Source organism: Exiguobacterium sp. J17977 (genome assembly GCF_018616375.1).
Lineage (GTDB): Bacteria > Bacillota > Bacilli > Exiguobacteriales > Exiguobacteriaceae > Exiguobacterium > Exiguobacterium mexicanum.
Genome location: NZ_JAEQBB010000007.1, coordinates 26,554 through 41,303 on the forward strand (window position 1 = coordinate 26,554; position 14,750 = coordinate 41,303).

At 54.3% G+C, this 14,750-nt stretch carries 20 protein-coding genes; 17 read left to right on the plus strand and 3 right to left on the minus strand.

Going from position 1 to position 14,750, the window contains the following annotated elements; all coding sequences use genetic code 11:
• Positions 1 to 2: 2 nt before the first annotated feature.
• The 10 genes from KNO58_RS12195 (at position 3) to KNO58_RS12240 (ending at position 8,057) form a co-directional block, all read left to right on the plus strand.
• Positions 3 to 1,055, plus strand: a complete 1,053-nt coding sequence (locus tag KNO58_RS12195; RefSeq protein ID WP_214754256.1) for a DUF58 domain-containing protein — start codon at positions 3 to 5, stop codon at positions 1,053 to 1,055.
• A 64-nt stretch (positions 1,056 to 1,119) separates the two neighbouring features.
• Complete coding sequence (locus KNO58_RS12200; protein WP_214754258.1) at positions 1,120 to 1,659, plus strand: ribonuclease FAU-1 family protein; 540 nt, start codon at positions 1,120 to 1,122, stop codon at positions 1,657 to 1,659.
• Between the two features lie 49 nt (positions 1,660 to 1,708).
• A complete protein-coding gene (locus KNO58_RS12205; protein WP_214754260.1) occupies positions 1,709 to 2,836 on the plus strand; it encodes a tetratricopeptide repeat protein in 1,128 nt (375 codons plus the stop codon).
• 10 nt (positions 2,837 to 2,846) lie between these two features.
• The gene (locus KNO58_RS12210; protein ID WP_214754262.1) at positions 2,847 to 3,281 is read left to right on the plus strand and encodes a GNAT family N-acetyltransferase; all 435 of its coding nucleotides are present in this window, start codon (positions 2,847 to 2,849) and stop codon (positions 3,279 to 3,281) included.
• A gap of 131 nt (positions 3,282 to 3,412) precedes the next feature.
• The gene (locus tag KNO58_RS12215) at positions 3,413 to 3,847 is read left to right on the plus strand and encodes a MarR family winged helix-turn-helix transcriptional regulator (RefSeq protein ID WP_214754264.1); all 435 of its coding nucleotides are present in this window, start codon (positions 3,413 to 3,415) and stop codon (positions 3,845 to 3,847) included.
• A gap of 35 nt (positions 3,848 to 3,882) precedes the next feature.
• Complete coding sequence (locus tag KNO58_RS12220; RefSeq protein WP_214754267.1) at positions 3,883 to 4,875, plus strand: ring-cleaving dioxygenase; 993 nt, start codon at positions 3,883 to 3,885, stop codon at positions 4,873 to 4,875.
• Positions 4,872 to 5,501, plus strand: a complete 630-nt coding sequence (locus tag KNO58_RS12225; RefSeq protein WP_214754269.1) for an NADPH-dependent FMN reductase — start codon at positions 4,872 to 4,874, stop codon at positions 5,499 to 5,501. Before KNO58_RS12220 ends, KNO58_RS12225 begins: the two co-directional genes overlap by 4 nt.
• 129 nt (positions 5,502 to 5,630) lie before the next feature.
• Positions 5,631 to 6,698, plus strand: coding sequence for a saccharopine dehydrogenase family protein (locus KNO58_RS12230; protein WP_214754271.1), 1,068 nt, complete (start codon positions 5,631 to 5,633; stop codon positions 6,696 to 6,698).
• On the plus strand, positions 6,695 to 7,195 hold the full coding sequence (locus tag KNO58_RS12235) for an NUDIX hydrolase (protein ID WP_214754273.1): 501 nt from the start codon (positions 6,695 to 6,697) through the stop codon (positions 7,193 to 7,195). The genes KNO58_RS12230 and KNO58_RS12235 overlap by 4 nt, the downstream gene beginning before the upstream one ends.
• A gap of 67 nt (positions 7,196 to 7,262) precedes the next feature.
• Positions 7,263 to 8,057, plus strand: coding sequence for a GNAT family N-acetyltransferase (locus KNO58_RS12240; protein WP_214754275.1), 795 nt, complete (start codon positions 7,263 to 7,265; stop codon positions 8,055 to 8,057).
• 32 nt (positions 8,058 to 8,089) lie between these two features.
• Here KNO58_RS12240 and KNO58_RS12245 read toward each other — a convergent pair whose 3' ends face one another.
• Positions 8,090 to 8,875, minus strand: a complete 786-nt coding sequence (locus KNO58_RS12245) for an SDR family oxidoreductase (protein WP_214754277.1) — start codon at positions 8,873 to 8,875, stop codon at positions 8,090 to 8,092.
• Between the two features lie 85 nt (positions 8,876 to 8,960).
• Entirely contained in the window at positions 8,961 to 9,275 is a 315-nt protein-coding gene (locus KNO58_RS12250; RefSeq protein ID WP_214754280.1) for a hypothetical protein, read from the minus strand.
• Positions 9,276 to 9,422: 147 nt separating this feature from the next.
• On the opposite strand from KNO58_RS12250, the gene KNO58_RS12255 reads away from it, so the two are divergent.
• The 4 genes from KNO58_RS12255 (at position 9,423) to KNO58_RS12270 (ending at position 12,077) form a co-directional block, all read left to right on the plus strand.
• Positions 9,423 to 9,728, plus strand: coding sequence for a hypothetical protein (locus tag KNO58_RS12255; RefSeq protein WP_214754282.1), 306 nt, complete (start codon positions 9,423 to 9,425; stop codon positions 9,726 to 9,728).
• Positions 9,729 to 9,794: 66 nt separating this feature from the next.
• Positions 9,795 to 10,808: a S66 family peptidase gene (locus tag KNO58_RS12260; protein WP_214754284.1), complete on the plus strand. Its 1,014-nt coding sequence runs from the start codon at positions 9,795 to 9,797 to the stop codon at positions 10,806 to 10,808.
• Entirely contained in the window at positions 10,805 to 11,398 is a 594-nt protein-coding gene (locus KNO58_RS12265; RefSeq protein ID WP_214754286.1) for an NUDIX hydrolase, read from the plus strand. The genes KNO58_RS12260 and KNO58_RS12265 overlap by 4 nt, the downstream gene beginning before the upstream one ends.
• Before the next feature lie 91 nt (positions 11,399 to 11,489).
• Positions 11,490 to 12,077 carry a GNAT family N-acetyltransferase gene (locus tag KNO58_RS12270; protein WP_214754288.1) on the plus strand — a complete coding sequence of 196 codons (588 nt, stop codon included), beginning with the start codon at positions 11,490 to 11,492 and terminating at the stop codon, positions 12,075 to 12,077.
• On the opposite strand, the gene KNO58_RS12275 is transcribed toward KNO58_RS12270, so the two are convergent.
• Positions 12,058 to 12,522: a GNAT family N-acetyltransferase gene (locus KNO58_RS12275; RefSeq protein WP_214754290.1), complete on the minus strand. Its 465-nt coding sequence runs from the start codon at positions 12,520 to 12,522 to the stop codon at positions 12,058 to 12,060. The genes KNO58_RS12270 and KNO58_RS12275 overlap by 20 nt on opposite strands.
• Before the next feature lie 72 nt (positions 12,523 to 12,594).
• On the opposite strand from KNO58_RS12275, the gene KNO58_RS12280 reads away from it, so the two are divergent.
• From KNO58_RS12280 to KNO58_RS12290, 3 genes are all read left to right on the plus strand, one after another.
• The gene (locus KNO58_RS12280; RefSeq protein ID WP_214754292.1) at positions 12,595 to 13,392 is read left to right on the plus strand and encodes a GNAT family N-acetyltransferase; all 798 of its coding nucleotides are present in this window, start codon (positions 12,595 to 12,597) and stop codon (positions 13,390 to 13,392) included.
• Positions 13,392 to 13,571, plus strand: coding sequence for a hypothetical protein (locus KNO58_RS12285; RefSeq protein ID WP_214754294.1), 180 nt, complete (start codon positions 13,392 to 13,394; stop codon positions 13,569 to 13,571). The genes KNO58_RS12280 and KNO58_RS12285 overlap by 1 nt, the downstream gene beginning before the upstream one ends.
• 182 nt (positions 13,572 to 13,753) lie before the next feature.
• Complete coding sequence (locus KNO58_RS12290) at positions 13,754 to 14,746, plus strand: M23 family metallopeptidase (RefSeq protein WP_214754296.1); 993 nt, start codon at positions 13,754 to 13,756, stop codon at positions 14,744 to 14,746.
• Positions 14,747 to 14,750: the final 4 nt, after the last annotated feature.

Sequence of the window (14,750 nt, forward strand, 5' to 3'; positions counted from 1 at the left end):
CAATGATTCTGTCCACGCACGCTTGGTTGCAGCGCCGGCTCCTCCCTATATATCTCGTGAGCGGAGCCATACTCGTGTTCTTCCCGTACGTATACGGATTCGGTTACATATGCTTCATTGTAGCGAGTGCGATTTGGATGCTCGAGCGGACGCGGCAACAACTTGAGCGGCACATCGATCTCCGGTTCACGCAATACGAAGAATTGCTGTTTGTTGGAGATGAGAGCCGGCTCGTGTTGGTGGTTGATGGGGTTGACGAGTTGGACCGGCTCGGACTGCCGCTACGGATTCGCTTGAAAGCGAGCTCAGGAATCAGCTTTCCGGCGCATGAGCGCCTTCCGAACGTGCTCGACTATGTGGTCGATGTCAGTCGGGCTCGGCATGAATTGGTCGTGCGCGCTGAGTATCGCGGACCAGCCACGTTCGAGGAATGCGTCATCGCCGTCACGCTCCCGTTCCGACTCGGGACGTATTTATATGAACGACCAGTCGATACAGAGTGGACCGTCCTTCCGTCGCTGCTGTTGCATCCACCGGTCGGGACGAAACGGTTAGCGCTCGGGGACCGGCCGCTCTTGGCGTCACCGCTCCGAAATCCGTTGCAACTAATCGGGGCGAAACCGTATGAAGGGGAACCGGTGAAGGAAATCGATTGGTATGCGACGGCGAAACTCGGACGCCTGCAGTCGAAAGTGTTTCAACAGACGACGCTCGATACGTTCACGTTCGCCTTGGATTTGAATGGTCCGTCTGGTTATACGCTCCATCACGACTTCGAATCGCTCATCAGCCAAACCGCCTTCGTCACGTCACGCCTGTTAAAAGAGGACTGCAAAATCGAATTGTTCTTGAATCGATTCAATGAGGATGGGACGATGCTCCACGTCCCGCTTCAGGAAGGGGAGCGCGGCATGCGATTCATCTTGCTGCAGTTGGCGACCATCCACCCCGGCAATCACTTCATCTCGACCGATGCCTTTACCCGGATGGTCGAGCGAAAACGATTAAAGCAAAGCCACCTCGTCTCGTTCAATCAACACAATCTGTACGATTGAACAGGGGAATGTCGGATTTTGGCGAACTCTTTACGTATGAATTGGGTCAAAAGGAGAGAGACATATGCCAAAACGGAAATTTGCCAATCGTCGAGACTGGGAACGCATCTTACAACATCGCTACGCGCAAATGGAGGTCCATGATGACCGTTTCTCCGGGACCGTCGCCTTGTTTCAAATCGACGCGGTCCGCGCCCCTCAATATAAGATGCACAAAGGAGAAGAGTTCATCGTCGCCGATGCCGGTTACGGCTGGCTCCAATATTTCCCGGACGACGAGCCGTTCGGTGTGACCGTCATGTTTAATGAGGAAGGGCAAATCGTTCAATGGTACATCGATATCGTCGAAGCGATCGGATATGAGGATGGAATCCCGTATATGGACGACTTGTTGCTCGACATCCTCATCTTCCCGAACGGGGACGTCGTCCGTAAAGACGAGGACGAGTTCGAGGAAGCGACGGAGGCCGGAGAACTGACGCCGGAGCTCGTCGAACAGGGCTGGCGTGACTTCCATGCGACGCTCGACCGGATTGAACGTCGGGACTTCGTCTACTTCGACTTGGCGAACGGACATTACACCGAGTTGAAGCAAAAGCTGTAAAGCGTTTGCTCCCTTTGGTACAGTGAAAGAAAAAACAGGGGGACGCATTATGAAAATCATCAATACCGAGACGTGGTCGCGCAAGAAGCACTACGAATTCTTCAAGGCGTTCGACGCTCCGCATTTCAACGTGACGGCGAGCGTCGATGTGACGAAGTTACATACACACGCCAAACGGACCGGCCAGTCGTTCTTCAAACTGTTCTTGTACGGTGCCGTCAAGACGGCGAATGCCGTGCCTGAGCTTCGCTATCGGATTCGCGGGGACGAGGTCATCGAGCACGACGTCGTGCATCCGTCGTTCACCGTCATGATGGATGATGACGTCTTCAACTTTTGCACGGCGACGTATAAAGAGGCGTTTCCAGACTTTCTTGAAGAAGTGACGGATCGGATGAGCGGGGCAAAACAAGAAGTGGCCGTTGGTGACGATGAGCCGGACAGCCTGCTTTATATCACGAGCGTGCCTTGGGTCACGTTCACGAGCATCAGTCATCCGACGAACGACCAGCAACACGATACCGTGCCGCGCATCGCCTGGGGGAAATTCACCGCAACCGGCGACCGGATGACGATGCCGCTCTCGGTCCAAGCCCACCATGCCCTCGTCGATGGCGTCCATGTCGGCCGCTATTACGAGTTGTTGCAAGCGTGGCTCGATGACTTGAGCGACTTGGAAGTCCAAACCCCAGTAGAGGAAGGACTCGACGAGGCGATTCGTCTCCGTGAGAACGGTGAGCTCGAACGGGCGAAGCAGCTGTTGCTCATGTTACTCCGTCAAGACGAGAAGAATCCGCGCCTGCACGCCCATTGCGCCTGGTGTTATGACTCGCTCGGGGAAGAGCGTCAGGCCGTCCCGCATTACGAACGGGCAATCCGGCTCGGACTCGCCGGAGACGAGCTCCGTGAGACGTATATCGGACTCGGCAGCACGTATCGGGCGCTCGGCCGCTACGAGGATGCCGAGGCGTTGTTCGCCAAAGCGATTGAACAGTTCCCCGACATCGGGGCGCTCAAAGCGTTCCAAGCGATGACCGATTACAATCTCGGGCGTCACAAGGAAGCGATTGGCACGTTGCTCGAGCTGCTCGCCAGCCCGGAGCCAGATGACAGCATCAAACGGTATCGTCGCGCCATCGCGTTCTATGCGCGCAATCTTGACGAGACGTACGACTAAGGAGAACCGAATGATCACAGTGCAACCAATCACAGACCAAAACTGGTATACGTGCTGTCAGCTCACACTGACTGACGCACAACAAACGTATATGGAGCCGAACGCGATCTCATTGCTGCAAGCGGTGTACGAACCGACGCTCGAGGCCCGCGCCATTTATGAGGACGAGACGATGGTCGGTTTCCTCATGTACAACACCGCACTCGAGGAGTTGGACGCACGCTGGGTGTATCGCATCATGGTCGATCACGCGCACCAAGGGAAAGGCATTGGCCGTCAGGCGACCGAACTCATGCTCGAAGAGATGGGGCAGTTCGGTGCCGAACCGATCGTTGTCGGCTACCATCCTGACAATATCGGCGCGCATCGCTTATATGAAAGCTTGGGCTTTGTCGATGAAGGCGATCGCTTCGGGCGGGAGATGGCGGTCATTCGCCGTGCATGACAAGACGAGGCAACTCGTCTTTTTTTAAAGACAAATTGATTGACCCATCAAAGTTACCGTGTTATATTTATCTCGAATTAAAGATAATGAAATTTAAAGTATAGTTTTCTCTCGGCAGAGGAGGGGAACACATGGAAGAACGACAAACGTTGAAAGCCATCACGGTGTTGCTTCGAGCCTCGCAATCGATTCAAGACGTGGTCAAGCATGAAGTCGCCGAGTACGGGCTGAATCCGACCGAGTTCTCGGTCCTGGAATTGCTGTACCATAAAGGCGACCAACCGATTCAAACGATCGGCAAAAAGGTGTTATTGACGAGTGGGAGCATGACGTACATCATCGACCGGCTCGAAGCGAAAGGCTATTTGATCCGCAAAGCCTGTCCGAGCGATCGGCGCGTCACGTATGCGGCGCTGACTGAAGAAGGGCAGGCACTTATGTCATGCATCTTTCCAGCCCATGAACGACGAATGGACGAGCTGTTCGACGGACTCGATTTAGCAGACACGATTACTCAATTGAAGACGGTCGGCAAACGCGCCGAGGCGTCAAAAAAATTTAATTAATTATCTCGAAATCAAGATTTTAAGGAGCGATTATGATGAACCATGTAAAAGGCATTCACCACGTGACGGCGATTACGAGCAGCGCCGAGAAGAACTACGACTTCTTTACGAACATCCTTGGGATGCGTCTCGTCAAAAAGACGGTCAACCAAGACGACATTCAGACGTACCACTTATTTTTTGCCGACGACAAAGGTAGCGCCGGAACGGATATGACGTTCTTCGATTTCCCAGGCATCCCGAAAGGTGTGCACGGGACGAACGAAATCGCCAAGACGTCGTTCCGCGTCCCGACCGACGAGGCGCTCACGTATTGGGAACGTCGCTTCAACCGCCTCGGCGTGAAGCATGAAGGGATTCAAGAGCAGTTCGGCAAGAAGACGCTCGCGTTCGTCGACTTCGACGAGCAGGCGTACCAGCTCATCTCGGATGAGTTCAACGTCGGCGTCGCCTCAGGCGAACCGTGGCAAAACGGCCCGGTCCCGCTCGAGTACGCCATCACGGGTCTCGGTCCAATCTTTATCCGCATCGCGGACTTTACGTATTTCAAACAAGTGATGGAGCAAGTCATGTTGTTCGAAGAAATCGGACAAGAAGGCGACGCGCATCTCTTTGAAGGAGGTGAGGGTGGAAACGGAGCGCAAGTCGTCGTCATCCATGACGAGACGTCACCAGTCGCGCGCCAAGGGTTCGGAACCGTGCACCACGTCGCTTTCCGTGTCGATGACCGCAGTGTCCTCGATGAATGGACGGCACGATTGCAACAGTTCGGGTTACCGACATCAGGCTATGTCGACCGCTTCTTCTTTGAATCGTCTTACGCACGCGTCGCGCCGCAAATCCTGTTCGAATGGGCAACGGACGGACCAGGGTTCATGGGCGATGAGCCGTATGAGACGATCGGTGAGAAATTGTCACTCCCGCCGTTCTTAGAGCCGAAGCGGGAACAGATTGAAGCGATGGTTCGACCGATTGATACGGTCAGAAGTACAAAAACGTTTGAGAAAGAATATGAGGGAATGAAATGAACTTTTTAAATCGTTTGTTCGGTAAACAAGAAGAACCAACCAACTCACAAGGAGGAACTAACATGTTGAAAATTGGAATCGTACTCGGATCTACTCGTGAAGGACGCGTCAGCCCACAAGTCGGAGAATGGGTGAAAGAACTCGCGAACAAACGCGGTGACGCTAACTATGAAATCATCGATATCGCAGACTACAGCCTTCCGCTTCTCGGCGAACCAGGCGGCGACGCATCAGGTGCTGCGGCATGGTCTGAGAAAATCGCAGAGATGGACGGCTTCGTCTTCATCGTCCAAGAATACAACCACTCAATCACAGGCGCGCTCAAAAATGCTCTCGACTACTTACGCAACGAATGGCATAACAAAGCAGCCGGAATCGTCTCGTACGGTTCAGTCGGTGGCGCACGTGCGACAGAACACTTGCGCGGCGTGTTGAGTGAACTCTTGGTCGCTCACGTCCGTGTCCACCCAGCGCTCTCGCTCTTCACAGACTTCGAGAACGGGACACATTTCGCACCGAAAGACGTTCAAGTTCAATCGGTTAACGATATGCTCGACCAGCTCGTCCCGTGGACAGAAGCGATGCAGACGGTCCGCACGAAAGCGGCAGAAGCTGCAAACAACTAATCGACAAACGATCGCCTAAACGAGGGCGATCGTTTTTTTTGGCGTTTCTTTTCAATGAAGGGGACGTCGTGTATCGTGGGTAAAAGAAGGGAAGAGGAAAAAATACATATGATTGAAGGAGGAATCGTGATGAAATGGATGATTTATGGGGCGAACGGCTATACGGGTGAACTGATTGCCCGCCAAGCGCTGAAACAAGGGATGACACCGGTGCTCGCGGGTCGGCGTGCGGATGCAATCGCCAAGCTCGGGGAGGAGCTCGGATGCGAGACGCGCGTCTTCAACTTGTCGTTTGATAAGGCGACACGTCAATTGGAAGACATCGACCTCGTGTTACATTGCGCCGGCCCGTTCGCTGATACGAGTCGGCCGATGGTCGAGGCGTGTCTCGCCTCGAAGACACATTACTTGGATATTACCGGGGAGATTGAGGTGTTCGAATACATCCACTCGAAAAAACGGGCCAAGCTCGCGCAAGAGGCGGGCGTGTTGCTCTGTTCGGGTGTCGGCTTCGACGTCATTCCGACCGACTGTGTGGCCCGGAAGCTGAAAGAGTTGATGCCGGACGCGACGAATCTCGCACTCGGCTTCTCGGCCGCCGCCGGAATCTCGCGCGGGACGCTGAAGACGGCCATCCGCGGACTCGGCTCGAGCAGTGCCGAACGAAAAGATGGCGAGTTGACACCGTTCCCACTTGGGGCGAAGCGTCGTCACATTGATTTCGGGCGCGGCAAGAAAACGGCCATCGCCATTCCATGGGGCGACGTCTCGACCGCCTATTATACGACGGGCATCCCGAACATTACGACGTGGGTCCCGGTTCCTACGGTTTACGCTTACGGGGCGCGTTTGTTGTCGTGGTTCGGTCCAATCCTCGGCAGCGACGCGGTGCAAGGTAAACTGCTCCGTTATGTCGATGAACATGTGAGCGGACCGAACGAGTCAGAACGGGAACGCTCCTCGACATATGTCTGGGGCGAGGCGACGAATGCCTCAGGACGTAAAGTGATCGTCCGCATCAAGACGGCGAGCACGTATGCCTTCACAGTGTACGGGGCGCTTGAAGTTGTGTCACGACTTGTCGGTTCAGGCCGTGTCATCCCTGGCAGTTTCACACCGGCGATGCTGTTCGGATCACACTTCATCGAAGAGATTGAAGGATCATCCTCGTTTGTCGTCGACGAGGTCCGACTTTGAGTGAGCAGTGGGATTTAGTCGACGGAGAGCGGCGTCCGCTCGGCAAGACGCATGTGCGCGGCGAACAGTTGGCCGCAGACACGTACCATACGGTCATCGAAGTGTTCACGTTTGATGCGGATGGACGCGTGTTGCTCTCGCAACGTCATCCAGACAAGACGTACCCACTCCTTTGGGAAGGAACAGGGGGCTCCATCCTTGCCGGTGAAACGAGCCGAGACGGTGCTGTTCGTGAACTTGGGGAAGAAATCGGTCTCTCGATCGAGCCTGACCAGTTGGAATGGGTGGCGACGTTACGTCGTGAGACATATTTTCTAGATTTGTATCGATATCGAAGTGAGACGCCCCTCGACCTTGAGAGATTGATGCTGCAGACAGACGAAGTCATCGCGGTCCGTCTCGTCGAGTGGTCGGACATGATGGCCATGGCTGATCTCGTCCCATCTGTCCGGGAACGATTGCTTCGCTTTGAATCAGACTTACGCCTTGCCTTGTAACGGAATCACAATCTGTTCGCAATCGAAGTGTGGTAAACTCAGGGGAGATTAGTGGGGAGGGAACGAGATGAGACGCTTAGAACTAGCCAGGCGGATCGAACGCATCAAAGCGGAAGGGACGTCTGCCTATATTCGGCATCGAAAGCAGGCCCCTCCCTATGAAGGTTCGGAATTGATTGTCGAAAACAAGGGCCACGTCTTCCGGATGGGCACGACGAGCTTCGCGGTCGGCTTCGGCTTGAACCGACCGACCAGCTTTTACGATTTGCACCAGATGGAGAAATGGGTACGTGGCAAGAACGTGTCCCGCCTACATATTGAGGTCTGTCCGCTCGCGGACATGTCACTCATCCGGTTGCTCCAAGAGCGAAACTATACGCTCGACCACTTCCTGGACGTGTGGTTGCTCGACGTGAATACGTTCGTGTTTCCAGATATGGAGCATGCGGTCGAACGCGTGCACGCCGATAACGTGAACGAATGGGCCCGGGCCATCGCGGCCGGCTTCGCCGAGACGGGGACGGTCATGCAAGAGACGATTGATACCGCGAAAGGGTTCTATGCGCTCCCCGAAAACGAGGCGTTTCTCGTCCGCGAGGGCGAGACGGCCGTCGCCGGCGGGATTCTAGCCGTCCAGGACGGGATGGGTGAACTGTTTTTGACGAGCACGATTCCGGCTTATCGGGGCAAAGGCTATCAGAAGCAACTCATCTTGGAACGGGTCGCGGCTGCGAAAGCAGCCGGATGCGAGTACGTGACCGTGACGACAAAAGTCGATACGGCCTCGGGGCGGAATATGGAGCGCTTAGGGTTCATTCCGTTTTATCAGAAAGCGGTCATGAAAAGTCCAATCCTCAAATAAACAGGTCGCCCCGCGGGGCGACCTGTTGTCCGTTAAAGTAATGATTCGGCACCGTCGACGTACACCTCGGAGCCGGTGACGTGACTCGACATGTTGCTCGCGAAGAACAATACGACGTCCGCGACTTGTTTGGCCGTGCCTGACTTGCCGGCAAGCGGTTGATTCCCTTCCGGATACTCAATTGGGATGACGACTTCTTCAAGCAAGGCGTCATCGCGGTTTGTCGAGTCATCGATGTTCGTATCGATGGCTCCCGGGCAAATCGAGTTGACGCGAATGCCGAATTGGGCAAGCTCGGCCGCCGCCATTTTGGCGAATCCGGTCTGGCCAGCTTTCGTCGTTGCATAGCCGCTAAACCCAAAGTTTTTGAAGTAACGGTTCCCGTTGATGGACGACGTGATGATGACACTGCCGCCTCGTTCTTTTAAATGAGGAATGGCATGTTTCACCGTCAAGAATGTACCCGTCAAGTTTGTCTCGACGACACCGTTCCAATCTTCGAGCGACAAGTGCTCGATTGGTGTGATGGTACCGTTCCGTCCTGCGTTCGCAAAGACGATATCGACACGGCCGAAGCGTTCAACCGTCTGCTCATACGCTCGTTTCATCTCGTCTTCGTTTCCGACGTCGGCACTGATACCGATGGCCCGCTCTTCTCCAATCAGACTCGCGAGTTGCTCCGCGTCCTCTAAATTCAAATCGACGATGGCGACTTTCGCCCCGGCTTGAACGAACCGGATGACGGTGGCACGTCCGATTCCAGATGCCGCGCCAGTGATGAATGCGACCTTACCCGATAACAATGTATTTGAAATCATTCAATTCGCTCCTTTCAGCTTCCTGTTCTCATATTCCACCGTTCTATGAAACCTAAGCCCGTTTTCTGAAAAAAGGTGAAATGGCTCAATCAGGTTGAACGTGAATCGATACCGCGATTTTTAACTTGGCGTCGCGATCGAGTTCGACCGTGACGATTTGTCCGACACGAAGTTGTTGCACATCGTTCGCGTCCCCGGTCACTTTCGTTCGTTCGTTGATTAAAACCGTATGCAGCGTCAACTCGTCATCTGACAAGTCTTGGGGTCCAATCATCAGCTGTGGGATGTCAATCTGCTCAATCCGTCCTTCGATTTGATGGTCGTCCCATGTGCTGACCCAATAAACAGCAACTAAAAAAAGACCGATAAATGCCAGAGCAAAGATGAGTCGGGTTCTCATGGTGTTCCTCCTCTGTGCGATTCCGGTACGATGGTTTCCAGTAGTTATTTACCCGGATTTCAGGAATTGTATAGGGTCTTTTTTACAGGATTTTGAATTGTTCGTGATGAATAAGACAAGACAATTTGAAGAGCGGAGGGGCTGGGAATGGTGTTAATCGGGATGATTGGGTTAATCGTTTTAAGCTTGGTGGCATTCGGCTGGTGGACAATCGGGTTTCCACGGCGACGGATGTGGGGCGGTGCGTTGCTGCTCGTTGTCGCGTTTCTGTTTTCACCATTGTTGCTCGTCGTGAGCGGTGAACGCTTCGGATTTGATGGTGTCGTCGCGGGACTGGTCGGATTATCTTGTGTCGTCGGGGGCGGGTTCTTCTTTCTCACACTCGGATGGACCGGCCGACCGCAGAAAATCCGCAAGGTACGGACTCTGTCAGAGGACCCTGATTTGTTTTGAACCGGGTTGTCATCCGACTTCTGAAACCCGTACAGTGAAGGCATCGAACTTGATGGAGGAATGACTATGTTGACGAAGAAGCACCCCCCGGCGTTACGTCCGGGAGACACGATTGGCATCATCACGCCGTCGTTCCCGGCACCGGTACGGTTTCCGGAACGATATGCGCGCGGAATCGAACAGTTGAAACGGATGGGATTCATCGTTCGGGAAGGTTCATGTACGTACCGTTCAGAAGGATATCGCTCAGCCTCGATTCGAGAACGGGCCGAAGAGGTCAACGCGTTATTGCGTGACCCGGACGTCAAAGCGATCATCAGCACGATTGGCGGGACGAACTCGAACTCGCTTTTGCCGTATATCGATTATGAGACGTTGCGACGACAGCCGAAAATCATTATGGGTTATAGCGATGTGACAGCCCTTCTCCTCGCTTGTTATACACAGACGGGAGTGACCACGTTTTACGGTCCGGCCATCGTGCCGTCGTTTGGGGAGTACGAGACGATGTTTGCCGACGGAGAACGGTATGTGCGAGAGGTGCTCAGTTTAGAACGGACGCCACCGTATACGCTCGATGTGCCCCGAGAGTGGACCGAAGAGATGATTGATTGGTCGACCCAAGACCGGGAGAAGACGTTTCGTCCGAATGAAGGCTGGCTTACCTTGCGCGACGGGCAGGCCCGTGGCAAGCTGATAGGCGGGAACATGAACACGATGACCGGCTTTTTAAAGTCTGATTATTTTCCTGATGTGACCGGGGCGATTCTCTTTTTAGAAGACTCGTTCAAGACGATGGCGGACGAGGAACGTTCCCTCAGCATGCTCAAGCTCGCCGGGGTGTTCGACGTCATCAGCGGTCTCGTCATCGGGAAGCATGAACATTTCGATGCGGCCGGCGCACCGTTCTCGTTTGAGGACTTGCTGCTCGAAGTGCTCGGAGACGTCGACTTCCCGATTTTGACGAACGTCGATATCGGGCATACGTTCCCGTCCCATGTGTTTCCGATTGGCATCGAGGTCGAACTCGATGCGACGAAGGGGACCATCACCTTTTTAGAGAACGGGGTGACACCATGATTGAGTTCATCACAATCGTCGACCACCGTCGGAAGAAAATCGGCTTGAAATCACGAGCAGACGTCCATCGGGACGGGGATTGGCATGAGACGTTCCACTGCTGGATGACCGATCGCGACCGCCTCCTGTTACAGCTTCGCAGCGACACGAAGGCGGACTTTCCCGCGCTGTTCGATATCACGGCCGCCGGGCACTTGAGCGCCGGGGAGACCGTCCGTGACGGGGTACGCGAGATTCAAGAAGAGTTAGGACTCGAATTGACGCTCGACCAACTGACCCCGCTCGGCGTCTTCGAAGACATCATCGAGACGGATACGTTTTTAGACCGCGAGTTCGCGCACACGTACGTCTATGCGTATGATGGCGAAGCGTTCATGTTGGACGAAACAGAAGTAGCCGATGTCGTCTCGGTCGAGATCACGGCGCTACACGCACTGATTGACGAGACGCGCGCTGAGGTAGAGACGACCTCGGTCATCTCGGGAGAGACGAGGTCGGTGACGAAACAGCATCTCGTTCCACATCCGATGAGTTACTGGAAGCAAGTGCTGGCAGGTGTAAAAGCCGCTCAAGAGGAACGCCATGATTGAAGTCCTATGGCAACTGCTTCACGTCTTACTCGTGGTCGGGGTGGGCGGATTGCTCATTTGGTGTTTTCGTAAGTAAAGAGGGGGAAGAAAGATGGAGGCAGGACAAGACACGATTCCGCTCGCTTTAGAGACGGAACGTCTGTATTTACGGGCACCGCTCGCCGAGACGGATGCGCGGGTCGTCAACGAGTCGATTCGTGGCTCGCATGAAGAGCTGAAGCGATGGCTCCCGTTCGCGCAAGAAGTACCGCTATTGTCAGAGACGGAAGCGAATTTACAACAGGCGCAAAACTTGTACGCAACAGGTGAAAGCTTCCGGTATCTCATCTTTTTACGGGAGACGGGGACGTTTGTGGGGACGGTCAGCCTGTTCGGAATTGATTGGGATGTCCCGAAAGCGGAAATCGGATATTGGCTCGATTCGACGCATACCGGTCGTGGTTATATGACGGAAGCGGTCGAGACGGTCGTCCGCTTCGGTTTCGCCCAGTTCGATTTCAAACGGATCGAGATTCGCTGCGAGTCGACGAACGAAGGCAGTCGCTTGATTCCGGAACGGCTCGGCTTTCAGCTAGAAGGCATACTCCGGAACGAAGACTTGTCCGCCGATGGGATGCGGCTGACGGACACGGCTGTGTATGGTCTGTTACCGGGCGAGCTTATACCGCTAGCGACATGATGTGTTGCGGGCCGATGGGGCCGTCGATTCGACGACCTGTGTCGACGAACCCGACCGCTTGATAGAGGGAAAAGGCGGCCTCGTTCTTCAGATTGACCGATAGCACGACCTCGTGTTTATGAGGAAAGTGCGCTCGTACATAGTTCGGCAACTGATGGAGTGCCGCTTTGGCATGGCCGTTTCCTTGCGCCGAATGGGTGATTGAGAACATCGAGAGCAGCAATGCGTCGTCTGCCTCCGTATATGACGCGACCCGTTCCGTATCGTGGAGCAAAAAGAAACCGACGGGCTCTTCAGCCACTATGACGATGGGATGAATCCCGTCTGCGAGCGGGGACTCGAGATCGATCGGGAGCGTCGTATACTTTTCTTGTTCGAGCGGTAACGTGAATGTGTTCAAGACGGGCCAATGGGCCTCGCGAAGTGGTTCAAGTCTCGTCGTCATGATAAATCCTCCTCCAAAATCAGCTGTCTCCACCAGTATACCGAAATATAAAGTGAAGGGAACGAACGCGTGATGCATCCAGTGATTACTTATGTCCAACATCCACCGCTCCAAGATTTGTATCGAGCCTTCATGGACGGTTTTTCCGATTACATGATTCGCTTTGATATAGATGAAGCTCAGTTCGAGGCCGTCTTCCTCGTCCGCGACCAAAACCAGCCGACGCGTTCCATCGTCGCCTATGCGGACGGGCGGCCCGTCGCCGTCATGTTGAGCGGTGTGGCGCACCTCGATACGGGATGGGTCACTCGTTGCGGCGGCTTGGCCGTTGCCCCCGATTATCGGCATCTCGGCATCGCTTATGAATTGATGCGACAGTTCGATGAACAGGCGACGGGGAAGCGTCTGCTTGAGGTCATTCAAGGGAACGATCCCGCGCTCGCCCTCTATGACCGACTCGGGTACCGTGTCGTCCGAGAGATTATGTACTTTCAATCCGTACCGACCGAGACGAACGCGACACGGGAACCGGCACCGATCCTTGAACTGTTCGATACGTATTATCCGGCAGCGGGGCACACACCGATTTGGCAAGTCGATGTCCGCACGACGCAACAACAGACCGAGCTCGTTCGAGTGAGCGAAGGCGAGACAAGCGGAGCACTGCTCTTCCGGGGCAATTTGTTGCTTGATGTGTTTGGTCGCGACGAGGACGCCGAATGGTTATTGCGTGCGGCCGCGGCTGAAGGACCGATTCGCCTGACGTTGACGTCGGACCGCTCGGCGCTTCTCACGGCAGCACGACAGCTCGGGTTCGTCCAGGACAAAATTGCTCAATTCGAGATGAGTAAACCCGGGGTGGAGACGTGATGCGCGTCCTGTTGCCTGTCCTCATGATTGGTCTGATCGTCGGGAACTTGTTCACGATTCTCGGCCTGACGACGAACCTGCCCTCGGGCCTTGATCGTCTATTTTTGTTCGGCGGACCGGCATTGACCATCCTGGCCGCCGTCAGTATCGTCGTCATCGTCCTGCAACGCAGGCGATGATGCCTGACAGCACATATGAAATTTCAATGAAGTTTATGGATGGGGAGTTCACGGTTTTGATACGTTCGACATACAAATGAAATGCTTCATATATTGAACTTTTCAGGCGTGGATGCTATATTCGCACTTGTAGCTTTTTAATCAAGCTAGCGAATCATCCAATCTGGAGGTTTTATCAATATATGTGGAAACAACTACTCGTCACCGTCGGTACAGGCGTCCTGATCCTATCAGGGACTTCAGCCGTATCCGCGGATCAAATTACCCCGCAAGACCTCGTCAAAACGACGAAATCGCTTCAACAGACCGAACAACGGATTCAAACGTCGAAACAATCGGTCGCCAAAGCCAAGCGTCAAGTCGAAACGATTGATCAGAGTGCGAAAGCAATCGATCAAAAAATCGAGCAGACCAAATCAAAACTCGCGTCATATGAGACGGCCTTGAATCCCGAGACGGCTGACAAGTCTCTGTTCGAACAAGTGTTGTCGAACGTCCTGCCGAGCGCAAAGGCAGAGGCGGCCGAGTCTGAAAAGACGAAGAGTGATTTGCAAGCCAAACAAGCCGAGACGAAACAATCGTTAAAGGCGCTTGAGACGAAACAGGCTGACGTGAAAGCAGAACGACAAAAAGCCCGCTCGGCTCACGTGGCTGCATATAAGCAGCTGAAAGGGCAAGCGGCCCAATTGAAAGACTTGAAGCAACAAACGGCGGCGCTTGCGCCTGACAAGTTTATGATGCCGGCGACAGGACGTCTGTCACAAGGTTACGGACCGGCGAGCGGCCAGTTCGGATATACGTTCCATAACGGGCTCGATATCGCGGCGAACGTCGGCACACCGATTTATGCAGCGGCGGCTGGAACGGTCACGGACGTCAAATCGGGCGGCCCTTATGGGAAGCACGTCTTCATCGAGCATGAAATCGATGGAGAGAAGTGGACGACGGTCTACGCCCATATGCATAAAATCGAAGTGAAGACAGGCCAGACGTTGCTCCAAGGCGAAGGCATTGGCCAAATCGGCAATACGGGCAACTCGTCAGGTCCGCACCTCCATTTCGAAGTGCATCAAGGAGAATACGCTTATTCATCAAGTTCGGCCGGCAACACGGTCAACCCGATGGACGTCGCCGAAGTGCTCGGTGGCGCGTCGCCCATCAAAGCGACATATTGACGCA

What these genes read in the sequence shown, in the direction of transcription:
- KNO58_RS12195 (WP_214754256.1), top strand. Translation starts at nt 3, where the DNA reads ATGATTCTGTCCACGCACGCTTGGTTGCAGCGCCGGCTCCTCCCTATA.
- KNO58_RS12200 (WP_214754258.1), top strand. Translation starts at nt 1,120, where the DNA reads ATGCCAAAACGGAAATTTGCCAATCGTCGAGACTGGGAACGCATCTTA.
- KNO58_RS12205 (WP_214754260.1), top strand. Translation starts at nt 1,709, where the DNA reads ATGAAAATCATCAATACCGAGACGTGGTCGCGCAAGAAGCACTACGAA.
- KNO58_RS12210 (WP_214754262.1), top strand. Translation starts at nt 2,847, where the DNA reads ATGATCACAGTGCAACCAATCACAGACCAAAACTGGTATACGTGCTGT.
- KNO58_RS12215 (WP_214754264.1), top strand. Translation starts at nt 3,413, where the DNA reads ATGGAAGAACGACAAACGTTGAAAGCCATCACGGTGTTGCTTCGAGCC.
- KNO58_RS12220 (WP_214754267.1), top strand. Translation starts at nt 3,883, where the DNA reads ATGAACCATGTAAAAGGCATTCACCACGTGACGGCGATTACGAGCAGC.
- KNO58_RS12225 (WP_214754269.1), top strand. Translation starts at nt 4,872, where the DNA reads ATGAACTTTTTAAATCGTTTGTTCGGTAAACAAGAAGAACCAACCAAC.
- KNO58_RS12230 (WP_214754271.1), top strand. Translation starts at nt 5,631, where the DNA reads ATGAAATGGATGATTTATGGGGCGAACGGCTATACGGGTGAACTGATT.
- KNO58_RS12240 (WP_214754275.1), top strand. Translation starts at nt 7,263, where the DNA reads ATGAGACGCTTAGAACTAGCCAGGCGGATCGAACGCATCAAAGCGGAA.
- KNO58_RS12245 (WP_214754277.1), bottom strand. Translation starts at nt 8,875, where the DNA reads ATGATTTCAAATACATTGTTATCGGGTAAGGTCGCATTCATCACTGGC.
- KNO58_RS12250 (WP_214754280.1), bottom strand. Translation starts at nt 9,275, where the DNA reads ATGAGAACCCGACTCATCTTTGCTCTGGCATTTATCGGTCTTTTTTTA.
- KNO58_RS12255 (WP_214754282.1), top strand. Translation starts at nt 9,423, where the DNA reads ATGGTGTTAATCGGGATGATTGGGTTAATCGTTTTAAGCTTGGTGGCA.
- KNO58_RS12260 (WP_214754284.1), top strand. Translation starts at nt 9,795, where the DNA reads ATGTTGACGAAGAAGCACCCCCCGGCGTTACGTCCGGGAGACACGATT.
- KNO58_RS12265 (WP_214754286.1), top strand. Translation starts at nt 10,805, where the DNA reads ATGATTGAGTTCATCACAATCGTCGACCACCGTCGGAAGAAAATCGGC.
- KNO58_RS12270 (WP_214754288.1), top strand. Translation starts at nt 11,490, where the DNA reads ATGGAGGCAGGACAAGACACGATTCCGCTCGCTTTAGAGACGGAACGT.
- KNO58_RS12275 (WP_214754290.1), bottom strand. Translation starts at nt 12,522, where the DNA reads ATGACGACGAGACTTGAACCACTTCGCGAGGCCCATTGGCCCGTCTTG.
- KNO58_RS12280 (WP_214754292.1), top strand. Translation starts at nt 12,595, where the DNA reads ATGCATCCAGTGATTACTTATGTCCAACATCCACCGCTCCAAGATTTG.
- KNO58_RS12285 (WP_214754294.1), top strand. Translation starts at nt 13,392, where the DNA reads ATGCGCGTCCTGTTGCCTGTCCTCATGATTGGTCTGATCGTCGGGAAC.
- KNO58_RS12290 (WP_214754296.1), top strand. Translation starts at nt 13,754, where the DNA reads ATGTGGAAACAACTACTCGTCACCGTCGGTACAGGCGTCCTGATCCTA.